Here is a 1133-nt window from a genome sequence, read left to right on the forward strand (position 1 = left end):
CTCAATTTCTTGCAATCCTCGCTACGGACGCTTAAGTCCGACAGGCTGCTAGACCGGATATTTCACAAATAAAGGGAAAGTCCTCTTCAACAGGAAATAAGCTTATTGACAAGTATTGTTTTCAGTCTGATATTGGCGTACTGTCCTGCCATGAGCTGACACCCCGAACCCGACTTTGATCCGCCTTGATGCCAGTTAATGGAAAAGCAACTTTCTGCTTCCAGCTGGTGCCTGTATTAAAGCGGATGTTCAGCGGCTTAGCAGGATCAAGATTACCCGCAATCTGCTCTCTTTCTTTCAAACGACATAACATCTTCAAGGAAGCGATCTCATCATTGCCAGTTATGGAAAATTGTTTGACATCATAGTTTGGAGTAGTGCGCGGATGATTGAATGATTTGCTGACTGCGCTAGTATATCTACTGAATACAACATAGTGCGGACAAACTGAATCAGCCATGATCGGGTGCTGTGGTCTGGTCACCGCCACCAGACTGTTCTCCATTATCAAAGTATGTGTCAACTCATTATTCCCGGCGTCTTCTGTCCCTCTGATACTGTCCATGATAAAAGCACTAAAACCACCTGGGCATTTAAGAGTGCCAATGGGCTCTGTTAACTCCATATCCCAGTCGATTTTTATGCATCCACGACTGCTGGTTTCAATGCCGACTAATTCACAGACCTTATCACAATGGTACATTGCCACGAATTGAAAAATGTCCAGAACATCATGAAACTGAACATAACGCCTTATCCTGCCATCGTTATAATAATGACCTTCGAGTGTGCAAAAACGCGCATCCACTTCCACATAAAATTGACCTTCCATGCTTTTATTCTGGGTAATTTTCATACCAGCTACTCTGCCCTCACTTAGCAGCTTTGACACATCCAGGACACGTACATTTTCAAATGACTGTTCCAACTGCCTGACCTGTGCAGCCACTGTTTCATTGATCAGGTCGTTATTTATCAGAATGACGGCAGCGCGGGACTTTTCGATAACGCAGTTATTACTGAAAATGCGAATGGACTCATCATCAATGCTTGCCTTTTGATCCAGACAATAAAACTGTTGACATCCTCTCGCCCCTGAAGGAGCGAGATTCCCGTTAGTCACCTAACAGGCT

At 44.3% G+C, this 1133-nt stretch carries 1 protein-coding gene; it reads right to left on the bottom strand.

Features of this window, described 5'->3' with window-relative positions; translation table 11 throughout:
* Positions 1-121: 121 nt before the first annotated feature.
* A complete protein-coding gene (locus tag KDK18_RS11990) occupies positions 122-1123 on the bottom strand; it encodes a hypothetical protein (protein WP_257255158.1) in 1002 nt (333 codons plus the stop codon).
* Positions 1124-1133 lie beyond the last annotated feature (10 nt).

This window comes from Endozoicomonas sp. SESOKO3, assembly GCF_024606255.1.